26 protein-coding genes and 1 pseudogene are annotated in these 24,225 nt (G+C 66.4%); 18 read left to right on the plus strand and 9 right to left on the minus strand.

From position 1 onward, the window contains the following. The first annotated feature begins 31 nt into the window (after window positions 1-31). The 7 genes from ACGF7Y_RS31755 to ACGF7Y_RS31785 are packed head-to-tail and all read left to right on the plus strand — an operon-like array spanning window position 32 to window position 7,095. Window positions 32-841, plus strand: a complete 810-nt coding sequence (locus ACGF7Y_RS31755) for an enoyl-CoA hydratase/isomerase family protein (protein ID WP_195065877.1) — start codon at window positions 32-34, stop codon at window positions 839-841. Next, the gene (locus tag ACGF7Y_RS31760; protein ID WP_393240348.1) at window positions 838-1,953 is read left to right on the plus strand and encodes a CoA transferase; all 1,116 of its coding nucleotides are present in this window, start codon (window positions 838-840) and stop codon (window positions 1,951-1,953) included. Before ACGF7Y_RS31755 ends, ACGF7Y_RS31760 begins: the two co-directional genes overlap by 4 nt. Next, a complete protein-coding gene (locus ACGF7Y_RS31765) occupies window positions 1,950-3,149 on the plus strand; it encodes a CaiB/BaiF CoA-transferase family protein (RefSeq protein WP_195065879.1) in 1,200 nt (399 codons plus the stop codon). Before ACGF7Y_RS31760 ends, ACGF7Y_RS31765 begins: the two co-directional genes overlap by 4 nt. A gap of 11 nt (window positions 3,150-3,160) precedes the next feature. After that, window positions 3,161-4,291, plus strand: a complete 1,131-nt coding sequence (locus ACGF7Y_RS31770; protein ID WP_195065880.1) for a thiolase family protein — start codon at window positions 3,161-3,163, stop codon at window positions 4,289-4,291. After that, window positions 4,288-4,713, plus strand: coding sequence for a Zn-ribbon domain-containing OB-fold protein (locus tag ACGF7Y_RS31775; protein WP_195065881.1), 426 nt, complete (start codon window positions 4,288-4,290; stop codon window positions 4,711-4,713). The genes ACGF7Y_RS31770 and ACGF7Y_RS31775 overlap by 4 nt, the downstream gene beginning before the upstream one ends. Before the next feature lie 10 nt (window positions 4,714-4,723). Further along, on the plus strand, window positions 4,724-5,623 hold the full coding sequence (locus ACGF7Y_RS31780; protein WP_393240352.1) for an alpha/beta fold hydrolase: 900 nt from the start codon (window positions 4,724-4,726) through the stop codon (window positions 5,621-5,623). Continuing rightward, window positions 5,620-7,095, plus strand: a complete 1,476-nt coding sequence (locus tag ACGF7Y_RS31785; RefSeq protein WP_393240355.1) for a CoA transferase — start codon at window positions 5,620-5,622, stop codon at window positions 7,093-7,095. The genes ACGF7Y_RS31780 and ACGF7Y_RS31785 overlap by 4 nt, the downstream gene beginning before the upstream one ends. Window positions 7,096-7,357: 262 nt before the next feature. Here the strand turns inward: ACGF7Y_RS31785 and ACGF7Y_RS31790 are convergent, their stop codons facing one another. Beyond that, on the minus strand, window positions 7,358-7,987 hold the full coding sequence (locus tag ACGF7Y_RS31790) for a TetR/AcrR family transcriptional regulator (protein WP_195065884.1): 630 nt from the start codon (window positions 7,985-7,987) through the stop codon (window positions 7,358-7,360). A gap of 102 nt (window positions 7,988-8,089) precedes the next feature. Between ACGF7Y_RS31790 and ACGF7Y_RS31795 the strand changes: the two genes are divergently transcribed. Continuing rightward, a complete protein-coding gene (locus ACGF7Y_RS31795; protein ID WP_195065885.1) occupies window positions 8,090-8,518 on the plus strand; it encodes a limonene-1,2-epoxide hydrolase family protein in 429 nt (142 codons plus the stop codon). Between the two features lie 1,118 nt (window positions 8,519-9,636). On the opposite strand, the gene ACGF7Y_RS31800 is transcribed toward ACGF7Y_RS31795, so the two are convergent. Next, the gene (locus ACGF7Y_RS31800; RefSeq protein ID WP_393240358.1) at window positions 9,637-10,320 is read right to left on the minus strand and encodes a zinc-binding dehydrogenase; all 684 of its coding nucleotides are present in this window, start codon (window positions 10,318-10,320) and stop codon (window positions 9,637-9,639) included. 136 nt (window positions 10,321-10,456) lie between these two features. On the opposite strand from ACGF7Y_RS31800, the gene ACGF7Y_RS31805 reads away from it, so the two are divergent. After that, on the plus strand, window positions 10,457-10,840 hold the full coding sequence (locus ACGF7Y_RS31805; protein WP_195065907.1) for an SDR family NAD(P)-dependent oxidoreductase: 384 nt from the start codon (window positions 10,457-10,459) through the stop codon (window positions 10,838-10,840). 139 nt (window positions 10,841-10,979) lie between these two features. Then, window positions 10,980-11,771: an enoyl-CoA hydratase/isomerase family protein gene (locus ACGF7Y_RS31810; RefSeq protein WP_195065908.1), complete on the plus strand. Its 792-nt coding sequence runs from the start codon at window positions 10,980-10,982 to the stop codon at window positions 11,769-11,771. A gap of 32 nt (window positions 11,772-11,803) precedes the next feature. Here the strand turns inward: ACGF7Y_RS31810 and ACGF7Y_RS31815 are convergent, their stop codons facing one another. From ACGF7Y_RS31815 to ACGF7Y_RS31825, 3 genes are read right to left on the minus strand one after another with little or no spacing between them, the layout of a single operon-like run. Further along, window positions 11,804-12,583: an SDR family NAD(P)-dependent oxidoreductase gene (locus ACGF7Y_RS31815; RefSeq protein WP_195065909.1), complete on the minus strand. Its 780-nt coding sequence runs from the start codon at window positions 12,581-12,583 to the stop codon at window positions 11,804-11,806. Between the two features lie 50 nt (window positions 12,584-12,633). Then, window positions 12,634-12,939, minus strand: a complete 306-nt coding sequence (locus ACGF7Y_RS31820; protein WP_195065910.1) for an acyl-CoA thioesterase domain-containing protein — start codon at window positions 12,937-12,939, stop codon at window positions 12,634-12,636. Then, window positions 12,936-13,514: an acyl-CoA thioesterase gene (locus tag ACGF7Y_RS31825; RefSeq protein ID WP_393240362.1), complete on the minus strand. Its 579-nt coding sequence runs from the start codon at window positions 13,512-13,514 to the stop codon at window positions 12,936-12,938. The genes ACGF7Y_RS31820 and ACGF7Y_RS31825 overlap by 4 nt, the downstream gene beginning before the upstream one ends. 96 nt (window positions 13,515-13,610) lie before the next feature. On the opposite strand from ACGF7Y_RS31825, the gene ACGF7Y_RS31830 reads away from it, so the two are divergent. From ACGF7Y_RS31830 to ACGF7Y_RS31845, 4 genes are read left to right on the plus strand one after another with little or no spacing between them, the layout of a single operon-like run. After that, entirely contained in the window at window positions 13,611-14,780 is a 1,170-nt protein-coding gene (locus tag ACGF7Y_RS31830) for an acyl-CoA dehydrogenase family protein (protein ID WP_393240365.1), read from the plus strand. Window positions 14,781-14,786: 6 nt separating this feature from the next. After that, window positions 14,787-15,818, plus strand: coding sequence for an acyl-CoA dehydrogenase family protein (locus tag ACGF7Y_RS31835; RefSeq protein WP_393240368.1), 1,032 nt, complete (start codon window positions 14,787-14,789; stop codon window positions 15,816-15,818). A gap of 22 nt (window positions 15,819-15,840) precedes the next feature. Then, a complete protein-coding gene (locus ACGF7Y_RS31840) occupies window positions 15,841-16,881 on the plus strand; it encodes an LLM class flavin-dependent oxidoreductase (RefSeq protein ID WP_393240370.1) in 1,041 nt (346 codons plus the stop codon). Beyond that, on the plus strand, window positions 16,881-17,384 hold the full coding sequence (locus tag ACGF7Y_RS31845) for a DoxX family protein (RefSeq protein WP_195065915.1): 504 nt from the start codon (window positions 16,881-16,883) through the stop codon (window positions 17,382-17,384). Before ACGF7Y_RS31840 ends, ACGF7Y_RS31845 begins: the two co-directional genes overlap by 1 nt. On the opposite strand, the gene ACGF7Y_RS31850 is transcribed toward ACGF7Y_RS31845, so the two are convergent. From ACGF7Y_RS31850 to ACGF7Y_RS31865, 4 genes and pseudogenes are all read right to left on the minus strand, one after another. After that, window positions 17,351-18,907 (minus strand): enoyl-CoA hydratase-related protein, encoded by a 1,557-nt coding sequence (locus ACGF7Y_RS31850; protein WP_393240374.1) that lies wholly within the window; start codon window positions 18,905-18,907, stop codon window positions 17,351-17,353. The genes ACGF7Y_RS31845 and ACGF7Y_RS31850 overlap by 34 nt on opposite strands. Window positions 18,908-18,927: 20 nt before the next feature. Beyond that, a complete protein-coding gene (locus tag ACGF7Y_RS31855) occupies window positions 18,928-19,380 on the minus strand; it encodes a DUF6537 domain-containing protein (protein ID WP_393240377.1) in 453 nt (150 codons plus the stop codon). 134 nt (window positions 19,381-19,514) lie between these two features. Further along, a pseudogene (locus ACGF7Y_RS31860) lies at window positions 19,515-19,658 on the minus strand (IS256 family transposase); the annotation flags it as partial. A 266-nt stretch (window positions 19,659-19,924) separates the two neighbouring features. Then, a complete protein-coding gene (locus tag ACGF7Y_RS31865) occupies window positions 19,925-20,518 on the minus strand; it encodes a TetR family transcriptional regulator (protein ID WP_195065917.1) in 594 nt (197 codons plus the stop codon). Between the two features lie 518 nt (window positions 20,519-21,036). Here ACGF7Y_RS31865 and ACGF7Y_RS31870 point away from each other — a divergent pair. From ACGF7Y_RS31870 to ACGF7Y_RS31885, 4 genes are read left to right on the plus strand one after another with little or no spacing between them, the layout of a single operon-like run. After that, entirely contained in the window at window positions 21,037-22,050 is a 1,014-nt protein-coding gene (locus ACGF7Y_RS31870) for a cytochrome P450 (protein ID WP_393240380.1), read from the plus strand. Beyond that, window positions 22,047-22,370: a 2Fe-2S iron-sulfur cluster-binding protein gene (locus ACGF7Y_RS31875; RefSeq protein ID WP_195065919.1), complete on the plus strand. Its 324-nt coding sequence runs from the start codon at window positions 22,047-22,049 to the stop codon at window positions 22,368-22,370. The genes ACGF7Y_RS31870 and ACGF7Y_RS31875 overlap by 4 nt, the downstream gene beginning before the upstream one ends. After that, entirely contained in the window at window positions 22,367-23,653 is a 1,287-nt protein-coding gene (locus ACGF7Y_RS31880; RefSeq protein ID WP_195065920.1) for an NAD(P)/FAD-dependent oxidoreductase, read from the plus strand. Before ACGF7Y_RS31875 ends, ACGF7Y_RS31880 begins: the two co-directional genes overlap by 4 nt. Next, window positions 23,650-24,207: an HtaA domain-containing protein gene (locus tag ACGF7Y_RS31885; protein ID WP_195065921.1), complete on the plus strand. Its 558-nt coding sequence runs from the start codon at window positions 23,650-23,652 to the stop codon at window positions 24,205-24,207. Before ACGF7Y_RS31880 ends, ACGF7Y_RS31885 begins: the two co-directional genes overlap by 4 nt. Window positions 24,208-24,225: the final 18 nt, after the last annotated feature.

Consider the following 24,225-nt stretch of genomic DNA (forward strand, 5'->3'; position numbering starts at 1 on the left):
CTCAACTAACTAGTTGATTGATGGGATGGTCATGACTGAAGTTCACCCCGCTGCGCAGACGCAGAATCCCGACGAGCCGCTGGTGCTCATCGATGACCACGACGGGTACGCCGTGCTGACCCTGAACCGCCCGGCCAAGCGCAACGCGATGAGCCGCGAGGCGGTGCGACAGCTGCGCGAAGCCCTGGCCGCGGTCCGCGACAAGCAGGCCGTCATCCTGACGGGTGCCGGCCCGGCCTTCTGCGCCGGAGTCGACCTCAGTGAGCAGACGGGAGACGGGTTCTCCTCGCGCTCCAGCCAGCAGACGCACTACTGGACCGAGGTGCAAGCCGACATCCGCTCGCATCCCGCGATCTTCATCGCCGCCGTCAACGGCTTCGCCCTCGGCGGAGGATCGACACTCATCCACAGCTGCGACCTCGCTATCGCGGCGGAATCGGCGCAGATCGGCGCACCCGAGATGGGCTTCGGCGGATTTCCCTCGCACGCCGGTCCGGCGGCGGTGAAGCGGCTCGCGCCCAAGCACGCGGCACAGATCATCCTGATGGCGCGCCGGGTCGACGCCCACGAGGCCCTTCGCATGGCGATCGTCAACAAGGTCGTGCCCGACGACCAGCTGCTGGCCGAGGCCACGGACTGGGCGCAGCAGCTCGCGACCTTCAACCCGGTGGCGCTGGACTGGGGAAAGCGCACCATCCAGGCGATGGAGAACCTTTCGTGGGATGACGCGATCGCCTACACCGAGATGACGAATCGCATCGTGATGGGGCAGACGCCGGCCTCCCGCGACGGCATCGCAGCGTTCCTGAGCGGTCACCGGGGAGTGGGGCAGGGAGCATGAGCGCCGAGGAGTCGACAAGAGCGACGAGGCTGCTCCCGCCCTCGACTCGCGTCGTCGAACTGGGGGAGACCTTCTCGACGGCTCTCGCCGGGCGCTTCCTCGAGCGACTGGGCGCCCACGTGACGCGTGTGGTGCCCACCGGCGAGGAGGCCGAACTCGACACCCTCGGGCCGCGGCTCGGCGACGACGAGCACGGCCCGTCGGCGGCCGGAGTCTGGCTGCGCCAGAACAAGGACACCATCGACCTCGATCCGGGCGCGCCCGAGGCGCGCGCTCGCCTCGACGAGCTGCTGGACGACGCGGACGTCGTGCTCATCGCCGGGACGACCTCGCGGTGGAGCGAGCGAGGGATCGATCTCGACGACGTGCGTCGCCGGGCCAGTGGCGCCGTCATCGGCCATGTGACGGCGTGGGGCGATGACGGACCGCGCACACACCTGCGCTCGAACGAACTCCTCCTGCAGGCAGCGGGCGGCTTCATGAACCTCATCGGCTCGGCGAGCCGCGAGCCGGTGCGCCTGGGTAGTCACCCGCTGCAGGCGACGGCGGGACTGCTCGTCCTGGACGGCGTGATGATCGGACTCTTCCACCGTCAGTCGACGGGGCATGCCACCTCGTTCGAGACGTCCGAGTTCGAAGCCGCCGCCCACCTGGAGTGGAAGATCGCCAGCACTTTCCAGACCGGCATGCCCATCGACCGTCGCGGCGACGACGGAGGGCCGCTCGTCGCGCGCACGCGCGATGGACACTTCGGCCTGTTCTTCACTCCCCGCGACTGGGACGGCGTGAAGGAGATGCTGGGCGACCCGCGCCTCGACGATCCCCGTTTCGCGACCCCCGGTTCTCGAGCGCTCCACGAGAGAGAGCTCAAAGAGCTCGTCGAGGAGACGACTCTTCCGATGTCGAAGAAGGAGCTGTACGCCCGCGCGCAGGCGCGGAGCATCCCGTCGGGGCACGTCGCGACGATGTCGGATCTGCTGGATTCTCCCCAGTACCGCGCGCGCGACTTCTTCCGGCGGATCGAGGTGCCCGGAGTGGGGGAGGGAGAGATCCCTGACGCGCCGTGGGCGATTCGAACTATCGAGGATCTCGACGAGGGAGATGCCGCATGAGCGGGTTGCTGCAAGGTTTGAAGGTCGCCGATCTCTCGATCGTGACCGCGGGGGCGGCGGCCACCCAGGTGCTCGCCGACTTCGGAGCGGACGTCGTGAAGATCGAGAGCGAGAACCGTCCGGATCTGTACCGGATGGGCTTCACTCGCGACAAAGGCGGCTCGAGCGACCTCGCCTTCGCACCTTTTCGCGTCGCCAACCGCAACAAGCGGGGGCTCGCGGTGGACCTGAAGACCGAGGAAGGGCACGAGATCGCCCGCCGGCTCATCAGTCGCAGTGATGTCGTGGTCGAGAACTTCCGCCGGGGAGCGATCGAGCGGCTCGGGTTGGGATTCGCCGACCTGGTCGCTCTGCGCCCCGACATCGTTCTCGTCTCGATCTCCAGCCAGGGCGCCACCGGCCCCAATCGGGGCTTCACCTCGTTCGGCACGACCCTGGACTCCCTCGGTGGCATCCAATCGCTCAGCGGATACGACGCGAACACCCCGACGTGGTCGAGTGGCCGGATCAACTATCCCGACCAGACGGCCAACTCCCTCGCCCCCGCTGTGATCTTGGCGGCCGTGATGGCCGCCCGGGCCGACGGTCGAGCCCGGTGGGTCGACATGTCGCAGCGGGAGACCGTGACCAGCCTGCTCGGAGACCACATCCTCGCCACGTCGCTCGGCGCCCCGAACCCGCAGCCCGACGCCAACAATGCTCCGGGCGCACCGGGATGGCTCTCGCGCTGCCTCGGCGACGACCAGTGGGTCGCGGTCTCGCTCGAGACCCGCGAGGACCGTTCGCGCCTGCGCGCGGTCGTCGGTGACGCCGACGCGGGCGACGACGAGGCGCTGCGTCGTGCCACGGATGCGTGGGCCGCCGGACACACCCGGGACGAGGCTGCCGCGGAACTGCAGGCGGCGGGCCTGGCGGCCACGGCGGTCGTCAGCGGTCACGAACTGCTCGAGGATCCCGACCTGCACGAGCGGGGCTGGTGGCAGACGGTCGATCTCGCCGAGGGGGGAACCGAGAGGCAACGCGGGCCGGTCGTGCGCTTCGCGGCGAACGACTCGCTCATCCGGCGGCGTGCCCCCCACGTCGGAGAGCACACCGCCGAGGTGCTCGCCGAGCTCGAGTACACCGCGGACGAGATCGATGCGCTGTTCGCGCGGGGCATCGTGTCGGCACCGCAGGCGACGACAACACCGAGCTGAGAGACGAAGACATGGTGGAAGACATCCGCGGCAAGGTCGCGATCGTCGGAGTGGGACACTCCGACCAGGGCACATTCCCGGGAAAGAGCGCCGAACGGCTGTCGATCGAGGCCATCACGGCCGCGCTGGCCGACGCGGGCCTCACGCGGGAGCAGGTCGACGGCCTCATCACGTGCAAGTCCATCCAGGGCGGGAACACGGACGTTTCTGTCGGGCCCCTGTTCGGGATGAGTCCGAAGTATGCCCAGACGCTCGACTACGGCACGTGCAACTTCTCGCTGCACCTGGCGGTACAGGCGATCCTCACCGGGCTGGCCGAGACGATCGTCCTGGTCTATGGCGCCAACGCTCGCTCGTCGAAGGTCAACTTCGCCGCCCCCACGCCGTCTCTCGAGGGGGCGTCGGGCTTCGTGCACATCGCGGGGCAGGCAGGCATGGCGCTGCAGCGCCACAAGGCGCTCTACGGGACGACGGACGAGGAGTTCGGCTGGTTCGCCGTATCGGAACGCGAGTGGGCGCAGCGCAATCCCCTGGCGATCTTCCGTGATCCGCTCACGATCGAGGACTACCTGGCCAAGCCGTATCTCGTCGAGCCGCTGCGGCGCGAAGACGTCACGATGATCTCCGACGGCGGGGTCGCGCTGATCGTCACCAGCGCCGAGCGCGCAAAGGACTACCCGAACAAGCCGGTTTACATCCTCGGCATGGCCGAGGGGACGGAAATCATCGGTGATCAATTCGCCGAGTTCCCCGCCCGGCCCAACATCGGGGGCACCGCCGCCCGCATCTGGCAGAACACCGGGTTCACTCCGTCGGACATCGACATCCTCTACATCCAGAACCCCACCGCCGTGTGGAACCTGCAGATGGTCGAGTACTACGGATTCGCGCCGGTCGGCGAGGGCGGGCGCTGGGTGGCCGAGGGGCACACCCGGCCCGGGGGAGACATGCCGCTCAACACCAACGGCGGTCAGCTCTCCGAGAGCTACATGTGGGGCTGGCTCCACATGGTCGAAGCCGTTCGCCAATTGCGCGGGACGGTCGAGCCCGACCGCCAGGTTCCCAACCCCGAACTCGCCCTGTACTGCTCCACCATGGCGTTCTTCAAGAGCGCCGCCTCGATCATCGGGACTTCGCAATGACCTACGCACCGACCTCGAACACGACGCCGCAGAACCTGCCGGACGTCACCGACCCCGCCACCGCCGCCTTCTGGGAGGCGGCCCGCGAGCACCGGCTCCTGGCGCAGAAATGCGACGCCTGCGGCGACCTGCGCTATCCGGCGACCGAGATCTGCCCCAGGTGCTGGTCGGACTCGCAGTCGTGGGTGCCGATCGCGCCGACCGGCGAGCTCTACAGCTACGTCGTCTACCACCGCGCGCTCGACCCGTCGATGAAGGACGAGATCCCCTACGTCGTCGGACGCGTGCTCACCGATGACGGCGTGGTCTTCACGGTCCGTCTCGACCTCGCGCCCGACGAGGCGCGAGTGGGGATGCGACTGGTGGCGTCGTGGAACGACGTCACCGATGCCGTGACCCTCCTCCGATTCGCGGCACCGTGACATGCTCGTCATGACGGCGCCCGGCGGCACGCTCGACTGGATCGAGCGGAACCTCGCCGTGCCGGCCCGCGAGTACCGGGTCGCCGTAAGCGGCGCCCAGATCGCCTACTGCGTCTGGGGTCCGCGAGAGGCGGACGGAATCCTGCTCGTGCACGGCGGGCTGGCGCACGCGCGGTGGTGGGACCACATCGCGCCGGCTCTCACCGGCTCCCGGGTGGTGGCCATCGACCTCTCCGGCAACGGCGACAGCACGCACCGCGACGCCTATGCGATCGACGGGTGGGCCGACGAGGTGGTGGCCGTCGCGCAAGCCGCCGGGCTCCGCCGCACCGTGCTGGTCGGACACAGCATGGGCGGTGTCGTCGGCGTCGCCGCGGCCAGATGCCATCCGCGGCTGTTCCGGGCGGTCGTGACGGTCGACACCCGCTTCAACGATGCCGGTTGGCCGGGGCGCGACAAGCCCAGTCCGCGCTTCGATTCGGCGGAAGAGGGCATCGCCCGCTTCTCGACTGCCCACTCGCGGACCGACGCGCCCCTCCCCGAGGTGCTGCGCCGCCACCTCGCCCAGACGTCCCTCCGGCGCGAGGGCGACGGGTGGCGGTGGAAACGTTCCGATCGCCTGTGGATCGAGAACGCGTCGCTGCGCGACCTCCTCCGCCCGCTCGTCGTGCCCCTCGCCATCATCCGGCCCGACGGGGGAGTGCTCGACGCGGATGCCGCCGCCGAGATGCGGGCCCTTACCCCGGCTCCATCCGCGGAGGCCGTCATCGCGGCATCCGGCCACAATCCGTTCCTGGATCAGCCGGTGGCCTTCGTCGCGGTGCTGCAGGCCCTGATGACCGCCTGGCTGCCCGCGATCGAGCAGCCGGAACCGCATAACACCTCCCGCACCCACAGAGAAATCGGATGATCATGTCCCGTACCTTCCCCGAAACCCACCGCCTGCTGGGCCACTTGTGGAGCGCTCTGGGCGGCGCCGCCGAGCTCACGAGCAACGTCACCTTCACCGGCGAGGGGGCCATGCCCTCGCCCTTCGCGCTGACCGATCTCGCGGGCGCGTCCAACGCCCTCGTCGCCACCGCCGTGGGCGAGCTCCTCGGCGAGGTGGGTGAGCCGCACCCCGCGATCGAGGTCGACCGCTACATCGCCAGCGGCTGGTTCCGCCTGCCCCTCGGGCCCTCGCAGCCGCTGGGTGAACCGCTCATCGTCCCCATCCCGGCGAACCTCGACTTCTTCACCGAACTGCCCACGGCCGACGACCGGTGGCTGCGTCTGCACGGCATTTTCCCCTCGGCCCGCGAGCGGATCGTCAAGGCCCTCGGCGTCGCCGACGACATCGACGCCGTCGCGGCCGTCGTGAAGGCGACCCCGGCCGACGAGATCGAACAGCGGCTCGTCGACGGCAACGCCATCGTCGCCGCGAGCCGGACGCCCGAAGAGTGGCTCGAGACGCCGGCGGGGCGCGCGGTCGATGCCGAGCCGCTGGCGGCGTACACCGAGCACCCGGCGTCGGGTTCGGCGTGGCGACCCACTCCGGGCCGGCCCCTGGCGGGGATCAAGGTCCTCGACATGACCCGTGTGATCGCGGGCCCGGTGGGAACGCGGTGGCTCGCCGCGCTCGGCGCGGAGGTGCTGCGCATCGAGCGGCCCGGCTCCGACGAGGCCATAAGCCACGGGGGCCGCGGCGCGGAGATGGTGCTCGGAAAGCGCTGGGCCTTCCTCGACATCAAGACGCCCGAGGGCCTCAAGCAGTTCAGGCGTCTGCTCGCCGAAGCCGACGTCTTCGTCCACGGCTACCGGCCCGGGGCGATCGACGGGATCATCAGCGAGGAGGAGCGTCGCGCGATCAAGCCCGACCTCGTCGAGGTGGCCGTGCGTGCCTACGGCTGGACGGGTCCGTGGGCCCTGCGCCGCGGCTTCGACACCGTGGTGCAGTTCAGCACCGGGCTGGCGAACGAGACGCAGCGGTGGGCGCTGGAGGACCCCGAGACGCGCGTGCCGATCTCGGTGAACGGGCTGATGGTCGACGCCTCGCGCCCCCGGCACACCACAGTCGAAGGACTCGATTTCACCACGGGCCACCTGATGGCCGCCGCGGCCATTCGAGGCCTGACCACGCGCGCCCGCACGGGCGCCGGATCGACGTGGAAGTTCTCGCTGGCGCGAACGGCCTCGCTGGTCATCAAGGACGCACGGTCGACGGCGGATCCGGGCCCGGCCATCCAGATCCCCATCGACGGGCCGTGGGAGGATCGCATCTACGCGGGTCCGTTCGGCCCGGTCAAGCGGCTCGTGTTCCCGGTGCAGATCGAGGGGAATCCCCTGTTCTGGGAGCGCCCGGCCGAGCGCGTGGGCTCCGCGACACCGAATTGGGCCTTCTGAACCCGGGCACGCGACGCAGGAGGGGATGCCATGGGCATCGCGTCATCCCCGGTCCGGCGCCCTCTCGATCAGCCGTCGAAGCTGAGGAACGTCCTCTACGAAGTCCGTTCGGAGGCATCGGCCGAGGCGGAGCGTCTCAAGGCCCGTCACCGACCTCGGGCACCTGGTCACCCTGCTCGAAGCGCGCGTGATCAGCGACGCCGTCGAGCGGCGCGCCTGGACGTGGTGGCGTATCGCTGCGGTGACCCGCATCTCGGCACAATCACCGAGTTCGTAAACCGTCCAATAGGGTGTTCAGCACCTGCACGCCTTGGTCGCGAGCGGCGTACGGGTCGGGCGCATTTGCGATGAACAGTGCTGCTTCATCCGTGGCGGCGAGCAGGACGTGGGCAAGTGCATCGATAGGCTGGTCGGCGGCCAGGTGGCCCTCTGCGACGGCGTTCTCCAGCATCCCCCGTATGGCACCGAGCCCATAGTGGCCTTCGAGTTCGCGCCACTTCTCCCAACCGAGCACGGCGGGTCCGTCGATAAGAAGTATCTGCTGAACAGAGGGGGTGAGCGAGGCATCGAGAAACCCAATCAGAGCTTGGCGCAGTCGGTTCAAGGCAGAGCCCGCCGGACGGGCGCCCGCACCGGCGCCTGCGTGTGCAACCAGTTCCTCTTCAACGTCGATGAACACCGCTTCAAAGAGTGCTCGCTTGTCAGCAAAGTGGTGGTAAAGCGCGCCGCGCGTGCCCACTCCAGCCTCGGCGACCACCTCCTCGGTCGCGGTCCGGTGATACCCCTTCGCGACAAACAATCGCCTTGCAGCATCAACGATGGCCGCACGCGTCGCTTCGGCCTGCGCAGCCCGTCGCTCTTTCGTGCTCAACGTTCGCTCGTCCGATCGCATCGCTACAGCCTATTGCACTCCGATCGCACTCCACATACAGTCAGTATGTCGCATGCAGGTTGCATGTTACCGCCGTACCCACTCTTTCTTCGGAGGTTCGCCATGGAACAGGCCGTCGATGTTGTTCGTGAGTTTTGCGCGCTGATGGAGCGCCGTGAGGCGGAAGCGTTGCGACCATTCCTTGCCGATAGCGCCGTGTATCAGAACGTTGGTATGCCAGCAGTATCGGGCGTCGATGCGATCGTCCGGAATCTGCACGGACAGTTCGCAATGTACCCGGATGCCTATGCGTACGAGATAGTGAACATCGTCGGCAACGGTTCCGTCGTCATGACCGAGCGGCTCGACTACATCCAGGCTCCGGATGGCCGCAAACCTGGTGTTCCCGTCATGGGCACATTCGTCGTCGGCGACGACGGCAAGATCACGCGTTGGACGGACTACTGGGATACCGCGTTGCCGGCCAAACTCCGCACAGGCGAGGATGTCAGCGCGCTTCTTCCAGCCACCTCGGGCGCTCAGCATCACTAGAGCCGCGCCCACATCGAACGCCGCGGCGGGAACATGTGGGCGGCGCTCTCCGCTCTGTGCTCTGGGTTGCGGTCGAAGACCGGGTGGGTTTGTGAACGTCGATCGAAATCCGCACCTGGTTGCGAGGGTCGATGAACTGTCGACACCTTGCCCGTCCGTTGTTGGTGTCCGAACGGCACGAATGGTCCGGGCTGCGCTCGACGCGGTGTATGCAGACACCGACTGGTTCTCAGTGATCGAGCGCGGAGACTTGGCCCGCGCGGCGCGTTCGACGCTCGGCGGAGGTGGAGGTCGGACGCCCATGTGGCTTGGTTGTGCCAGACAGGCGATGAGGCCACAAGCGGCCGGCTCTCCCAGTCGAGTTGACCGAGTCCGCACTCGAGCAGACTCCTCGGCGTGAAGAGGGGGCGGGGTCCAGCCGGTCATGGTGCGCAATCAATCCAACGCGGCGCGCCTCAACGCCGCGGACAACATTCAGAACCACGGCGGGACGGGATTCACCGCCGAGGCCGACGCATTCAATGCGAGCATGGTCTCGAGGGCTTCGGGCGTTCGACGAGTGATACGGCCGGATGGTGTGAGACAGGTTGGCTGATCGCCGCGGTCGACGACGAGGATCCCGATCGGATTCTATTCGCGCGGCGTTCGGGGCACGCGATTCCCGGCGGGATGGCTCGCGGTGGCTCGCCGCGACGGGCTGCCACGCTCGCGGTTGCGGCCTCGGCCCTGGCACCTGGTCGCTCGACGGGTTTTTGGGCGTCGAGTCGGCGGGCTCGGTGTGGGCCTGCATCACCGCGGTCGGTGGTGCCGTTGCGGTCCTGGCATTGCTGGCCGTCAGCGCCTGGCCGGATTGTGCGGCGTCGACGAGTTAGCAGCTACGAAAGCGTTTCCACGCGCCCATCGCAAGACGGTGGAGCTTCGGAGTGTTTGTCCAGCAACACAATCCGCAGGTATTGCCCACGGATAGTGTTGCTCGACACTCGGACTTTCTGCGACTACCGGCACGAACTCGAGCGGAGAGGGTGAATCGATTAGGACGGTTCACGGCGGAACGGGCGCCGGAGCCGGCGCCATTGTGGCCGGATACCGACGCACCGTGGCGGTCTCTCGGAACAGAGTCAGCTGAACCGGATGACGCCGCGGATGTTGCAGCCGTTGCGCATATCGTCGTAAGCGGTGTTGATCTGGTCGAGGGTGTAGGTGCGGGTGACCAGTTCGTTGAGCTTGAGCTTGCCGGCGCGGTACTGGTTCAGCAGCATGGGCATGGCCTCACGCGGCGACTTCATGCCGTAAAGGGCGCCTTGAATGCGCTTCTGGAACATGGCCAGGGTGAAGGCGTTGATGCCGTGGATACCGTCCTCCTGGTCCGGTCCGACGCCGGTGATCACGAGGGTGCCCGCCTTGCGGATGGCGTGGTACCCGTCGGTGATCAGGTCGTTGTGCACCAGTCCGGCGGACAGGATCGCCACGTCGGCGCCCTGGCCGTTGGTGAGCTCGTGGAGGCGGGGCATGGCCTCGCTCACCGATCCGAACGACTCGGTCGCCCCGAATTCCAACGCCCACTTCTGCTTGTCGGCGACGGGGTCCACCGCGATGATGTGCGCGGCGCCGGACGCCGCGGCGCCCTGCACGGCGTTCATGCCGATGCCGCCCACTCCGGCCACCATGACGACGTCGCCGGGTTGGACGTTTCCCGCAGTGGTGGCCGACCCGTATCCGGTCTGGACTCCGCACGCGACCAGGCACGCCACGTCCAGCGGAACATCCTTGTCGATCTTGACCAGCGAAAGCTGGTCGTACACTTGCCATTCGGGAGAAAAGCGATACCTCTCGTCTGTCGTGCCAAATTCAGATCGAGCAGGAATTGGACGGCCTCGTCGTCCAGCTGCCGTCACGGCAGCAGTAACGACACGTTCTTCACGTAAGCAACAGCAGACAATGGATTCGAAAGTCGCTTTCATCACCGGCGTGGCGCGCGGCCAAGGACGCGCCCACGCAATCGAACTCGCTGGCCGTGGGTTCGGAATCATCGGGGTCGACATTTGTGCCGACATCGCCTCGATGGACTATCCCAACGCCAGTCGTGAGGACCTGGAAGAGACCGTTCGCGCGGTCAAAGAGGTCGGCGGCGAGATCGTGGCTGCGCCGGCGGACGTTCGCGATCAGGTTTCGCTGCAACGTGTCCACGACGAGGGCGTCGCGCGGTTCGGCCGGATCGAATTCATCACCTCCATCGCGAATTCTGGTGGGTACTGTGACGGTCAAGCCGTACTGCCGTACGAGGAGCGGGAGGGCTACTACGCCTTCTGCCTCCTGCGGTAGCTGGCGCGTCGATGCCGAAACGCAGGAGGAGGCACTGCACTGGCGCGCGTGCACACCGGAAGCGTCCCGGCATGACGGGCGGTCCTTCTCCGTGGCCGACCTGGCGGCTCTCGAGCTCGGCGAGATAAGTGGAGGATGCGTGGGCGAGAAGACGCGGGGCTGGAAGACGATCCTGGTCGAACGGGCGGAGGACGGTGTTGCCACCGTTACGCTGAACCGGCCGGAATCGCTCAATGCCTTCAATCAGCAGATGCGTGAGGAGTTCTCGGCGGTATGGGCCGAGTTGAACGCTGACGACGACGTGCGAGCGGTGGTGATCCAGGCCGCAGAAGGTCGTGCATTCAGCACCGGGGTCGACGTCAAGCAGGGGCTCGTTCATCCGGACAACATTTGGGCGAAACGGGATCCGGGGGAGATGCTCGGCCCCAAGTCGAACAAAGTGTGGAAACCGGTGATCTGTGCCGTGCACGGGATGGCTGCGGGCGGAGCGTTCTACTGGATCACTGAAAGCGACATCGTGATCTGCTCCGAGGATGCTACCTTCTTCGACCCGCACGTCAGTTATGGAATGGTCGCATCAGTCGAGCCCATCGGTTTGTCGTATCGGGTCGGCCCAAGTCAGGCACTCAGGATGGCGCTGATGGGTCTCGACGAGCGCGTAACTGCGCGGACGGCGCTGCAGATCGGTTTGGTTACCGAGGTGGTCCCGCTGGCGGATTTGCGCGCGCGGGCACACGAGATCGCCGCGACAATCGCGGCGAAGCCGACTTCCGCCGTGCAGGGAACGGTTCGTGCGATCTGGGAGTCGCTGGATCTCGGGCGTTCTGCGGCCCTGGAGCGCGGCTTGGCTTACGCGACTATCGGGAGTCCGGACGGAATCCGGACGGTCGATCGGTCGACGTACGCCAAGCCGCAGCCGCGGATGCGTTGAGGCGGCCGGCGGGTGTGCGCTGAGCGCACCCGCTATTTCGCGCCTTTCGGTGTGAAGCGCAGTGCGCCGTCCAAGCGGATCGTCTCGCCGTTGAGGTAGATGTTCTCGCAGATCTGCTGGGCCAGCTGAGCGTACTCGGTGGGGCGGCCCATCCGCTTCGGGAATTGCACTGCGGCGCCCCACATTTCATCGAGCTGCTGGGGATCGGCGTTTTTGAATGCCGGGGTGAGGAAGGTGCCGGGTGCGATGGTCACCACGCGGATGCCTAGGGGAGCAAGGTCTCGAGCGAGCGGCAAGGTCATTCCGACGATTCCGGCTTTCGCCGCCCCGTACGCCGCTTGGCCGATGGTGCCCTCGTAGGCAGCGATAGAGGCGGTGTTGATGATGACTCCGCGTTCCCCATCCTCGAGAGGCTCCGACGCGGCGATTGCCTCGGCGCCGAGTCGTGCGATATTGAACGTCGCCGAGAGGAAGATATCGATTACGCGCGTGAAGTCTTCCTGCGGCACCGCGACGCCATCGCGATTCAAGACACGGTTACCGCCGGGGCCGCCATGTGCGGCCACCGTGACCCGCAGCGGCGCCATGTCGGCAGCGGCGGCGAGCGCTTCTCGGATGTCGTTCTCGTCGGTGACGTCGGTGCGGATGAACGTCGCCCCTGACCCGAGGTCCGCGGCGACGGACTTCCCCTTTTCCTCGTCGAGATCGCCAATGACCACTTTCGCGCCTGCGGCGTGCAGGCGACGCGCGGTCGCGGCACCGAATCCGCCTCCGCCGCCGGCGATGAAGGCCGAACTTCCTGCGATGTGCATGTCTGTATTCCTCTCGTCGGAGCCCCAGGTCGATCCGGGGCCGGGGGGTATCAGGAGCGGCTGATGACGCCTTCCTGGAGCGTGGTGGCGAGCAGTCCGCCATCTGCGGTGTAGAGGCGCGCTTCGGTGAGTGTTCTGCCGTTCCCGGCCCATGGACTGTGTTGCTTGTGCAACGCCCAGTCGTCGGCGCGCCCCGCAGCGTGGAACCAGACCGAGTGGTTCACCGTGGCGACGGTCGCGCCACGATCCTGCACTGTGAATCCGTGGTGCAGGGCTGCCATGCCCAGCATCAAATAGTCGCTCATGTACAGCAGCGCGGCCTGATGCTGCACGGGGTTCTCGTCCAAGGTTGTCATGCTGCGCAGCCAGAGCGCTTGGTCTCGAGGCGTCCGTTCGCCGGCATCGACCCGCGCTTGCAGCGGTCCGCCGGAAAAGCGAAGTCCACCGCCCCTCGCCCCGCGAGGTCGGTGTACCACGCGAGAATCCTGGGATTCGTGGCCAGTTGCTCTGCGGGGGTCGGCAACACTTCGGGATGCTCACCAGGGTCGATACGGTCGGACTGATCGAAACCGCGCCGTGCGGCGTGGAAAGACGTCATCGTCTCGGCCACGACACGGCCGTGCTGTCGAACCTCTGCCCGTCGGGTGTTGGAACTTCGGCCGTCGCGCAGGGGAGTCACCGTGTATTCGGTCGGTTCCGCGGAATCGGCCGGCGCCAGAAAGTGCGTCTGTGTCGCGTGCAGCCGGCGATCCGGTGCCACGGTCATCGCCGCTGCCACTACCGCCTGGCCCATCGTCTCGCCGCCGAATTTGCGGCGGGAAGGATGCCGCCGGGGCGCGGCAACGAAGGTGTTCCCGTCGACGCGGTCGAGGGCGAGAATCTGGGCCAGGGCCCCGAACGGCGCCCGGTCCGTGTGGACGTTGTGCGGCATGAGGGATATCGTATAATCAGTTAGCGATATTGTCGAAAATTAGCGCGATTGCTGTAGGTGCCGCGAGTGGTCAGCCGGTCCGGTTGAAGGAGTGAGATGGATCTGAAGTTCGCACCGGAAGACATCGCCTTTCAGGAGGAGGCGCGAACATGGCTCGAAGAGAATCGTCCGTCCGAACCCCGGCCGAGTGGCTGGCCCGATGCTCGCGACTACGACGTCGCGTGGCAGAAAGCTCAGTTCGACGCCGGCTGGGCGGGCATTTCCTGGCCGGCGGAGTGGGGCGGCCGCGACTTGTCGATGTTGCAGCAGTTGCTGTGGTACGAAGCCTATGCTCGGGCGCATGCACCGGCGCTGGGCGTGAACTTCGTCGGAATGAGCCACGCGGGCCCCACGCTGATGGCTCGGGGCACCCACTCACAGCAGGCCGCGCATATTCCGAAGATCCTGCGTGGTGACGAAATTTGGTGTCAGGGCTTCAGCGAGCCCAGCAGTGGGAGCGACCTCGCGAGCCTCTCTACCCGGGCCGAGATCGATGGCGACGAGCTGGTGGTCAACGGCCAAAAGATCTGGACGAGTTACGCCAACGTCGCCGACCGGCAGGAATTGCTGGTTCGCACCGATCCCGCTGTTTCGAAACACAAGGGCATCACCTGGGTGATCTGCGATATGTCGCTGCCTGGCATAGAGATTCGGCCGATCCGAAACATCGCGGGCCAGGAAGAGTTCTGCGAGGTCTTCTATGAGAACGTTCGAATTCCGCTGTCTCAGGTCGTCGGAGAGGTGAACAGCGGGTGGTCGGTCGCGATGTCGACCCTGTCCTTCGAGCGCGGAACGGCGTTCATGGCCGATATCGTCGAGCTCGCCAACACACTCGAGCAGCTCGTCGAGCAATCGAAGCAGGTGTCCGCACCGCTGGGGAAGGGCTCTGCCTACGATGACGAAGCGATCCGGGTGCAGATCGCGGAGCTGCGCGCCGAAGTCGCGGCGCTGCGTGCGCTGAACTACGCCACGGTCTCTCGTATCGCCCGCAACGGCAAGCCGGGGGTCGAGGGCTCGATTGTGCGTTACTACTTCTCGCAGCTGCTGCAGCGCACACAATCGCTCGGCGTGGAAGCGCTCGGGGCCACCACCGTCGGCGGGGAGCGATTCTCGCCGTGGGCGAGGAACCAGCTCAACGCGTTCCGCGCATCCATCGCCGCGGGCACCAAAGACATCCAACGCAACATCATCGGCGAGCGTCTGCTCGGCCTTCCGAAGGACAGGTAGTTTCGCATGGACATGCTGTTCACCGCCGAACAGGAGGCGATCGCCGCCTCCCTGGCCAAATATTTGACGAACATCCTGCCCCGAGCCGCCTTGCACACTGCCGACCGTCCGGGACAAGTTCTGGAATCCCTTGCCACCGAGCAGTATTGGACAGGGCTGGCAGAGATGGGATTGTTCATGCTCGGCGTCGGCGAGGAGTTCGGCGGTGCCGGACTCGGCGCCGCCGACGAGGTGGCCGCATTCCGCGAACTGGGCAGGCATCTCGCGGTGGGGCCGGTGGTCGGCACCGTCCTGGCGGCCCAGTTCGCCGCGGGTGTGGGGGACACCGCATTGACCGAGGCGTTGATGTCGGGCCGGACGCGCGCGGCTGTCGCGTTCCGGCAGCCCGGCGCGGAGCCCGAAATTGGATCGCGCGTCACCGGCAGCTTCCGGGTCTATGCTCTGGAAACGGCTGATCACATATTGGTACTCGACGGCGAGACGGCGGCATTGGTGCCCGGTGCGGGACTCACCGTCGATGCGGTCGATGCGGTCGATCCCACGGCGCCGGTGTCGATCGCCGAGATCGACAGTCCGGCGAATTTGCTGGACTTCCATTCCGGTCTGATGCGGCGCGGGACGATTCTTCAGGCCGCGTTGTTCTGTGGGATGGCGGAGGCGGCGCTAGCGAATTCCGTGGAATACGTCAAACAACGTGAGCAATTCGGTAAACCCATCGGTGCCTTCCAAGCTGTCAAGCATCGGTGCGCGGAGATGGCCGTACGTGCCGAGACCGCGTTCTTCCAGACCGTCTACGCCGCGCTTACCGAAGATGAAGGGCACGCCGAGCCGGACTTCCACGCCGCGTCCGCATTGATCGTGGCGCGCGATGCCGCCCGACTCAATGCGGCCGACAACATCCAGAACCACGGTGGTATGGGCTTCACCGCCGAGGCGGACCCGCACCTCTTTGCGCGCCGGCAGATTGCGCAGAACAATGCCTTCGGTTCGCGTCGGCATCAACTCGAGATTGTGGCTCGGGCGGACAATCCGCTGTGAACTCACGAGCAGGAATTCGCCCATGAAGTTCGGAATGCCATGGAACGGCCCCGAAGTTGCGGCCGTTGCGGAGCAAGCCGGCTGCGCCGCGTTCTGCACCGGTGACTTCGCCGACCACGACGCGTACCTCCAGCTCGCCGAGATGGCGAAAGGTACTCGTCGCGCCGAGGTCGGCACCGCGATCGCCTACGCGTTCGCGCGCACGCCGTACGCGCACGCCACGGCGGCGCGGGCTGTCCACCACGCCGCACCGGGCAGGATGTTTCTAGGCTTTGGTAGCGGAGCTCGTCGGATCAACCGTGACTGGTTCGGCGTGCCGGCCGACCGGCCGATAGCCCGGATCAAGGAGCTGCTCGGTGCGGTCCGGGCCTATCTGGACGCCGAGAATGGCGACACGGTGCGGTTTTCCGGCGAGTTCTACGACATCAGAGCAGACATCCGTGCACCCGTCCTCGGCCGTGTCGATATGCCGCTGCTGCTGGCCGGATTCAACGCCGGAATGGCGGCGGCAGCGGGTGAGGTCGCCGATGGCGTGATCGGCCACGGATTGTTCACGACCCTGTGGTGGGACGAGGTCGTGCGACCGGCCGTCGCAAGCGGTCGCGTGCGCTCCCCCGGCGGTCGACCGGAGTGGCTCGAGACCGGCTGGCTGATCACGGCGATCGACGATGATGATCCGAAGCGAGCCAGGCTGGACGCGCGCCGAATGATCGCCTTCTATTTGACGGTGCGGACCTATGATCCGTTCATAGCGCACCATGGCTGGACCTCAGAGGTGCAGCGGATCCGGACTGCTTTCGCTGCCCGCGACACCGACGCCATGGCACTGGCTGTGACCGACGATATGTTGAGTGCGATCGCGCTGGCCGGCACAGGCGAGGAAGCGCGAAGACAATTGGCTGCCCGCGGCGCCGGGCTGCCTGCCGACATCGTATTCGCCGCGCCGCCTTCGTATCTCGTGAGTAAACGTCGGCAACGCGACTATGCCCGTGCGAGCCTCGCGCTGATCGGGACAGGCATCGGCGGTTTGACTAGCACTCTCCCGGAAAAGAGGAATTCGTGATGAATATCGACCTCGGGCTTCTTATCGTGCGCCTGGCGCTCGGACCGATGTTGATAGTGCACGGCTGGAACAAGATCGCAGGTCCGGGCGGGATAGCCGGAACCACGCGGTGGTTCGATTCTCTCGGCCTGCGCCCGGCCGCAGTGCACGCCCGGGTGGCTGCGGCCACCGAGATGGGTGCGGGGCTGTTCGTGACCCTCGGCCTGCTGACGGGGCTCACCGCACTTGCCGTCGTCGGACTCATGGTCGTCGCAATGCGTACTGACCACTGGGGCAAGGGCTACTTCGTATTCAAGGGTGGGTGGGAGTACACCCTACTGGTAGCGATGGTGGTTGTCGGCCTGGCCGCGACAGGCCCGGGAGAGCGCTCGGCGGACGCGGTTTTCCATCTCGATTTCGCAGGCACGATATGGGCGGTGGTCGCCGCGGCCGGTGGCGTCCTGGCCGCGGCGGCACTCCTGGTATTGAGCTACCGCCCGTCACAGACGGAGACCTCCGGCTGAGGCTCCCGCAGCGCATCGATCAGCCCCCATCGCAACGCGGTGGGGGCATCGATGTAGCTGCCGGTCAGCACCATCCATGCCGTGCGCCAGCGCCCGATTCGATGCACCACCCCGACGGTTCCGCCGGCGCCGGGAACCAGGCCCATCGACAGCTCGGGCAGACGTATCCGTGTGTCTGGGGACGCATAGACATGCGTAGCGAACGCCGGTATCTCGATGCCCGCTCCGATGCATGCGCCGTGAAGATGCGCGTATACCGCGGTGCCCGGGCGATCGGCCAGCCGGTGCAGGCCATAGCCCGCGCTGCGGTGCAACCGAATTGCGTGTGAGGTCGGCGCGTGGGTTGCGGTGCCAAATTCATCCAGATCACCGCCGCTGCTGAAATCAGGTCCGGCGCCGTGTAGATGGACCTCGGTGATACTGGAATCCAGTGCGGCGATGTCGAACGCGTCCAGCAGACCGTCGCGTACTGCGCGGCCGAAGGCATTGCGCCGCTCGGGGCGGTTGAGAGTGAGGTCGAGCCGATCGCCGGTTCGGGTCGCCAGCACCGGCGCCGCGGCGAGCTCCGGGATCGGACGGACGGGCCGGGAGGCGCGCCAAGCGGCGAACTCCTCACCCGCCAGCAGGGTCGAATACGCGAGTGACTCGGCCACCAAGCCCTCTGGAACGCCGACGGCCGAGGTGAGCCTCAGCAGTCCGCCCAGCGCCAACGACGCCAACGGGGCCTGTTCGATCGCGTCGGCGATCATGCTCAGGCTCTCGACGTCGGCAGCAACTACGTGCCGGGACCATTCCTCAGGGGCGAGCGTGCACGTCAACGCGGCGAGCAACGGAGCAGCTTCTGGCGGCGGTCTGTGGGTCGCGACGCCGATGGTGATCGGGCTCGCAGGATGGGTGAGTACACCTTCCGCGGCATCGACCAGTGGCGCGGTCCACCGGGTGCTGTCCAGGTCGACGACGAGCAACGGCGTGGAGGGAAGACCATCGGTGTCGATTGTGGAAAACGAAGGCGCGATGGCTGCCGCCGCGAGCTGGTCCACGGTAATGATGGTGAGGGCCGATATCAGTGACACGGTTCGATTCTCTCCTGCCGAAGGACGAGCAATCACGGCAAGGCGTCCGGCCGGTGGGGTCGCACCGGCCGGACGTCGGATCCGGTTCTGCGGCGAGTTCAGCCGAACCGAATGAAACCGCGGATGTTGCGGCCGTTGCGCATGTCGTCGTAGGCGGTGTTGATCTGGTCGAGACTGTAGGTGCGGGTGACCAATTCGTCGAGCTTCAGCCTGCCGGTTCGGTACTGGTTCAGCAGCATCGGCATGGCTTCGCGTGGAGATTTCATGCCCGTACAACGCGCCCTGAATCCGCTTCTGTAACATGGCGAGTGTCAAGGCGTTGATGCCTTGCAGACCGTCCTCTTGGTCCGGGCCGACGCCGGTGACGACGAGTGCGCCTGCCTTGCGGATGGAGTGGTAGCCCTCGCTGATGAGGTCGTTGTGTACGAGTCCGGCCGACAGAATCGTCATGTCCGCGCCTTGCACGGCGTTCATCTCGACGCCACCCACTGTCGCAGAGGTTCTGCATTCCCATGGCTCACCAGCGGCGGACCAGACGTTGGAATGCGGTGGAGCGGCGCAGTGTCGATCCGAGGCGGGCTGGCATGGTGTCGGTGATCTCGTCGAAGCAGGCAGGTTCGCCGGGGGGCCGCGCTCGATCTGCGGGTGCAGGTATTCGCGGACCTGGATGAGCTGGTCCGGCTCGGCCCGCGCCTCGGTGCGGATGCGGTCCGTGCGGTTGCGCCGGGTCTTTGCAGCGCACCCTGAATCGTGTCCTGGTAGCACATCCACAGCGCGACCTGCCGGGCCGCTTCGACGGTGAGCAGCGCGTCGCCGTCTCGGTCGGGATCCAGGGCGGCGAAGACGCCGACGCGACGCAGGTACAGCCCCGCGTAGTCGGTGTTCTGGAACAGCGCGGTGCGAACCAGGCCGTGCAGGATCATCGATCGCGACGCGGGCGGCAGACCGGTGACGGTGAGCGGACGCGGCTTCGGGCCAACCAGGTTTCGACCAACTGAATCAGTATCAACCCGAACCGGGGGGCCTACCTCGCCAACGGTGTTTCCGGGTTTGTTTCTCAGTAGGTTTCCGCATTGGGCCAGCGGTCGGCGAAGGTGATCGCGAAGGCGTTGACCGCGGGGTTCCAGCGCATGGTCCGCCGGTAGCGGACACTCAACAACTCGATCGCGTTCGTACTGCGGGTGACCTGCCGGATCTCGACGTGAAGAGCAGCGCTAGGTTTGGCGCGGGGCGATCCTGGAGACTGCGGCGACGATGCTGAGCGGGGTGCCGATCGCCGCGATCACCTCGACGAATCAGCCGCCGGGTCGGCCTGGCGAAGTCGAATGTGCTGCGCTACGCGACCAGCACCGCAAACCTGTTCCACGACAACCGAACCCGATCGACGCGGTCGCCATCGCCCCACAGTGGCGCGCCACCGAAGAACCGCCAAACCCCAACACGCGACTCCTGAGTCACTGTATGAGGCTAAGCGAGGATCCCGGAAAAGAACTCTTCAGCTTGCCGAAATCTCTGTTCGAGGTTTCGGAGAGGCTCGTAGCTCGAATTGCGCATCGCATTCTCGAGGGTCGTTCGGGTGAGGATGTCGAACGCCATGGTGGCCCAGAGTCCCGGACGAGGGTCGATATCAGGATCCACATTCATCCGCTCCGCGAGTACCTCGGCGACCATCGCCTCCCACTGGCGCTGGCGTTCGGAATAAACCGCGCGGAGCCGGGGCGTCTCGTGGATCATCCTGACGATGGCCACCCCCACCGCTGGCCCGGTCCGGGTGGCTTCCTCGAAGGCGCCGTGGAGTACCTTCCACGGGGGTTGCCCGGAAGGATGCCGACGCAGGCTGGCGTGAATCGCCGGAGCGAAGTCGTCGAGGACGTTCAACACGACGTCCTCTTTCGAGGGGAAGTGTCGGTAGAAGGTCCGATGCGCGACACCGACCTCGGCCGCGATGTCGCTGATAGAAACCGCGTCGAAGCCTCGCTCTACGAACAATGCGAGCGCCACCCGCTGGATTTCGTCGCGCGCTGCCGAGCGTTGGCGGTCGCGCAGCGATTGGCGAGCCATCCAGTCCCCTCCGTATTCGTTTTGGTTCCCGACCGTTGGGCCGACGTACGCCGAACAGTTCCCTCTAGCTGTTTCATCCTGTCACAGCTGGTCGTGACGAGTGGGGAGACGTGGAGCATGCCGGGACGCGAATCGGGCTTTCATCTCTGTACTCGCAGCTCAGGAGCCGCCACAAGATGACATCTTGTCATAGCAATCACATGTGTCATAGTATGACACCGCTCACTCACTTTCACGACACGACCGCCTAGGGGGAAGGCGTATAGGAGGCGGCTTCGATGGCACTGTCAGCCCGGCCGACAATCGACTTCGATCACCATTCGGATTACTACCGGCAGAACTGGCAGCGGATGGCCGCTGATCTTCACGCGACAGGAAGCCCCATAGCCTGGAGCGAACACCACGGAGGCTTCTGGGTGGTGGGTTCCTGGGAGGGAGTCCGTCGAATCGGCGAGGACTGGGAATCATTCACGTCGTACAACGACCTGGAAGGCCAGGGTAACGGCGGCCGAGGACAGATGATCCCGCAGAACCAGTATCGCTTGGATCTGGGCGAGTCGGATCCGCCGCTCCACACCGAGCGCCGACGGCTCGAGGCGCCCTTCTTCACGCCCAAGGCGCTCCGCCAGTGGCGGCCAGTGCTCGCCGAACATCTGCGCCAAGCTGTCGATGCGGTGATCGAGAGCGGTCAGTGCGACCTGGTCGACGACATCGTCATCCCGACGGCGGCCCGCACGGCGCTCTTCGTCACCGGGTACGGCCCCGATGACTGGAAGGACGTCGCGGCCGTCGCGCACGGGTTCCTGCTCCCACCAGACCATGAGGACTTCCCGGCGGAGCAATTGATCCGCCTGCGTCAGCAGTTTCGCGACATGCTGACCCAGCGTCGTGCCCAACCGAACGGCGACCTGATTTCGGCATTGGCGACCGGGAAAGTTCAAGGTCACGAGCTGACCCTGGACGAGGGTGAAAGCATGATGAACGCCCTCGTCTTCGCTGGTTTCGACACCGCTGCGGCCACCACGGTCAGTGCGCTACTCCTGATCGACCGGCATCCCGAGCACCGTGATCGGGTTGTCACCGACGACGCTTTCCGCGCGAATCTGATCGAAGAGACGCTGCGGCTCTGCCCGCCTCCGGCCGGGATGGCCCGGACTGCGGTGCGTGACGTGGAGTTCATGGGCCAGAAGATCGCCGCAGGCGAATCGGTCTTCATGTGGCTGGCCGCCGCGAACCGAGATCCGAAACAATTCGAAAATCCGGACAACTTCGATCCGGAGCGCGCCAACGCCAAAGATCACGTGTCCTTCAGCACGGGTCACCATCGATGCCTCGGCGCCCCCCTCGCGAAGGTCGAGGTGTCCGAAATGGTGCGGGTTATCTGCGGTGAGCTGGCGGACCTCCGCATCGACCACGACAGCCTGCGGCAGCATCCGGCTCAGGGTGGCGTGAATGGATTCCTCAATCTGCGGGCCGATTTCACCCCCCGCGGGAGGCGGGCGGTCACCAGTGGTGAGGAGGTATTGCGATGACGAAGGCGACTTATACCTCGCATGATGGGAACACCGTCCAAATCGCGCTCGAACCAGGCGAGACTGTCATGGAGGGGGCGATTCGGAACGGAGTGCCCGGCATTGTCGGGGAGTGCGGCGGTGTACTGTCCTGCGCGACATGCCACGTCATTGTCGACGCTCGCGACTTCGACCGCCTGCCCGTGATGAGCGATCTCGAGAATGAGATGCTCGACGGCACCGCGCAGGACCGCGAGGAGTGTTCACGTCTCTCCTGCCAGATCACGGCGAGCGACGAGCTGCACGAGATTCGCGTCACCACGCCGGAATTCCAGCAATGAGCGCGGCGGTGCGGGCGGGCGTCCTCGTCGTCGGCGCTTCGCAGGCAGGGGTACAGCTGGCGAGCAGCCTACGCGAGTTCGGACACGGTGGGCCGGTCACACTCGTCGGAGCCGAACCGTACCCGCCCTATCAGCGTCCACCGCTGTCGAAGCGGGCCCTCCGAGAGGGGATCTCGCCGGAATCGCTCGTCCTCCGTAGCCCCACGTACTACGAGGATCGCGATATCAGGCTGGCGCTGGGTAGTCGAATCGTCCGCGTCGAGACCGGGGCCGACGGGTCCGGCGTGGCGTGGACCGGTGACGGTGGGGAATACGCGTTCGAGAGGCTGGCCCTGACCGTCGGCGCCCGGGCACGTGCGCTGCCCATCCCAGGCAGTGAACTCTCCGGTGTCGTGCGCCTGCGTGACCTCGCCGATGCCGTCGCGCTACGGGCGCGGCTCGAGACCGCTGCCGACGTGGTGGTGGTGGGCGGCGGATTCATCGGCCTGGAGGTCGCCGCCACGGCGGCGCAAATGGGTAAACGGGTCACTGTGGTGCTCGCGGACGACCGGCTGATGGCCCGCGCCGTCGGGACGGTGCCGAGTGAGTTCTTCCTCCGCGCACACCGCGAGCGCGGTGTGGAGGTGCGGCTGTCGACCCGGCCGGAGTCCTTTCTGGACGACGGTTCGGGCGCGGTGCGTGCCGTCGTTCTCGACGACGGCAGCGTCGTCCGAACCGGCCTGGTCATCGTCGGGGTCGGTGCGACGCCGCGCACCGAGCTCGCCACACAACTCGGGCTCGAGGTGGCCGACGGCATCATGGTCGATGAGCATTGCGTTACGTCGGATGGGTTCACCGTGGCGGCGGGCGACTGCGTTCGCTGTCGGGTGCCCATGAGCGCGGAGGATGGCCCGTACCGGCGCTTCGAGTCGGTCAGCACAGCCATCGAGCAGGCCAAGGTCGCCGCGGCGACACTGGCGGGCACGCAGGCGAGCTATCGAGCCGTCCCGTGGTTCTGGTCGGACCAATACGACCTGAAACTCCAGGTAGCCGGGCTCACCGACGGCCACGACAGCGTCGTCGTACGGGGCTCGGTGGTGGACGGCGCGTTCTGCGCGCTCTACTTCCGCGGGAAACGACTGGTGGCAGCGGAATGCGTCAACCGCCCGGCCGACTTCATGGCCGCTCGCGGCGCATTGAACCATGGGCGCACGATCGACGCCGAGCGAGCCGGCGACACTACGGTTTCGCTGAAGACGCTACAGCGCGACATCGAGGCCGACATCGCGGAGGTGGCGGTGTGACCGGGTCACAATCCGGCCCCGGCGAGCCTCAGGGCGAAGGTGCAATTTCCGACTTCGGCCTCGACTGGACTATTCACACGCGGTTTCTGACATACATCGCCTCGATGGCCGACGGACGCTGCTCGGCTACGGACGGTGCGGCACCGGCACCCAAAGGTAGTGGTGGACGATTCCGCTACGAATTCGCCGACGTCCAGGAGTTTCCGGAAGGCCGAGCCATCTGCTTCCTCGGCGACGTTCGATTCTCCGGGCACCACGGGATGCTCTTCGTTCGGATTGCCGACCCCGTCATCGTGTTGGGCGACCGATCAGCGATTGTGACGGTGGCGGCGCCTGAGACGAGCGCCTCCGCGAGCCGGATTCCGCTGGCCCACTTCTCCCTCGTCCAGGTCGCCGACGCGCCGAGGGAGATGGGCCGGAACTGCTTGCGAGGAGTCGATTTGCGGCTCATGGCTGAGGGGGCGGAGCTTTTCGGCGGTGTCTACCCCGTGGGGGAGCGATTCGACGACCTCCACCTCGTCCTGCCCTCGGATATCCGGGTTGATGCCGCGTAAGACAACACATCGTTTCGA

The sequence above is a fragment of the Nocardia sp. NPDC047654 genome (assembly GCF_043205035.1).
In the GTDB taxonomy this organism is placed as follows: Bacteria; Actinomycetota; Actinomycetes; order Mycobacteriales; family Mycobacteriaceae; genus Nocardia.

Coding starts and splice junctions, on each gene's coding strand:
- ACGF7Y_RS31755 (WP_195065877.1), top strand. CDS start 32: ATGACTGAAGTTCACCCCGCTGCGCAGACGCAGAATCCCGACGAGCCG.
- ACGF7Y_RS31760 (WP_393240348.1), top strand. CDS start 838: ATGAGCGCCGAGGAGTCGACAAGAGCGACGAGGCTGCTCCCGCCCTCG.
- ACGF7Y_RS31765 (WP_195065879.1), top strand. CDS start 1,950: ATGAGCGGGTTGCTGCAAGGTTTGAAGGTCGCCGATCTCTCGATCGTG.
- ACGF7Y_RS31770 (WP_195065880.1), top strand. CDS start 3,161: ATGGTGGAAGACATCCGCGGCAAGGTCGCGATCGTCGGAGTGGGACAC.
- ACGF7Y_RS31775 (WP_195065881.1), top strand. CDS start 4,288: ATGACCTACGCACCGACCTCGAACACGACGCCGCAGAACCTGCCGGAC.
- ACGF7Y_RS31780 (WP_393240352.1), top strand. CDS start 4,724: ATGACGGCGCCCGGCGGCACGCTCGACTGGATCGAGCGGAACCTCGCC.
- ACGF7Y_RS31785 (WP_393240355.1), top strand. CDS start 5,620: ATGATCATGTCCCGTACCTTCCCCGAAACCCACCGCCTGCTGGGCCAC.
- ACGF7Y_RS31790 (WP_195065884.1), bottom strand. CDS start 7,987: ATGCGATCGGACGAGCGAACGTTGAGCACGAAAGAGCGACGGGCTGCG.
- ACGF7Y_RS31795 (WP_195065885.1), top strand. CDS start 8,090: ATGGAACAGGCCGTCGATGTTGTTCGTGAGTTTTGCGCGCTGATGGAG.
- ACGF7Y_RS31805 (WP_195065907.1), top strand. CDS start 10,457: ATGGATTCGAAAGTCGCTTTCATCACCGGCGTGGCGCGCGGCCAAGGA.
- ACGF7Y_RS31815 (WP_195065909.1), bottom strand. CDS start 12,583: ATGCACATCGCAGGAAGTTCGGCCTTCATCGCCGGCGGCGGAGGCGGA.
- ACGF7Y_RS31820 (WP_195065910.1), bottom strand. CDS start 12,939: ATGACAACCTTGGACGAGAACCCCGTGCAGCATCAGGCCGCGCTGCTG.
- ACGF7Y_RS31825 (WP_393240362.1), bottom strand. CDS start 13,514: ATGCCGCACAACGTCCACACGGACCGGGCGCCGTTCGGGGCCCTGGCC.
- ACGF7Y_RS31830 (WP_393240365.1), top strand. CDS start 13,611: ATGGATCTGAAGTTCGCACCGGAAGACATCGCCTTTCAGGAGGAGGCG.
- ACGF7Y_RS31835 (WP_393240368.1), top strand. CDS start 14,787: ATGGACATGCTGTTCACCGCCGAACAGGAGGCGATCGCCGCCTCCCTG.
- ACGF7Y_RS31840 (WP_393240370.1), top strand. CDS start 15,841: ATGAAGTTCGGAATGCCATGGAACGGCCCCGAAGTTGCGGCCGTTGCG.
- ACGF7Y_RS31845 (WP_195065915.1), top strand. CDS start 16,881: ATGAATATCGACCTCGGGCTTCTTATCGTGCGCCTGGCGCTCGGACCG.
- ACGF7Y_RS31850 (WP_393240374.1), bottom strand. CDS start 18,907: ATGACGATTCTGTCGGCCGGACTCGTACACAACGACCTCATCAGCGAG.
- ACGF7Y_RS31855 (WP_393240377.1), bottom strand. CDS start 19,380: ATGATCCTGCACGGCCTGGTTCGCACCGCGCTGTTCCAGAACACCGAC.
- ACGF7Y_RS31865 (WP_195065917.1), bottom strand. CDS start 20,518: ATGGCTCGCCAATCGCTGCGCGACCGCCAACGCTCGGCAGCGCGCGAC.
- ACGF7Y_RS31870 (WP_393240380.1), top strand. CDS start 21,037: ATGATCCCGCAGAACCAGTATCGCTTGGATCTGGGCGAGTCGGATCCG.
- ACGF7Y_RS31875 (WP_195065919.1), top strand. CDS start 22,047: ATGACGAAGGCGACTTATACCTCGCATGATGGGAACACCGTCCAAATC.
- ACGF7Y_RS31880 (WP_195065920.1), top strand. CDS start 22,367: ATGAGCGCGGCGGTGCGGGCGGGCGTCCTCGTCGTCGGCGCTTCGCAG.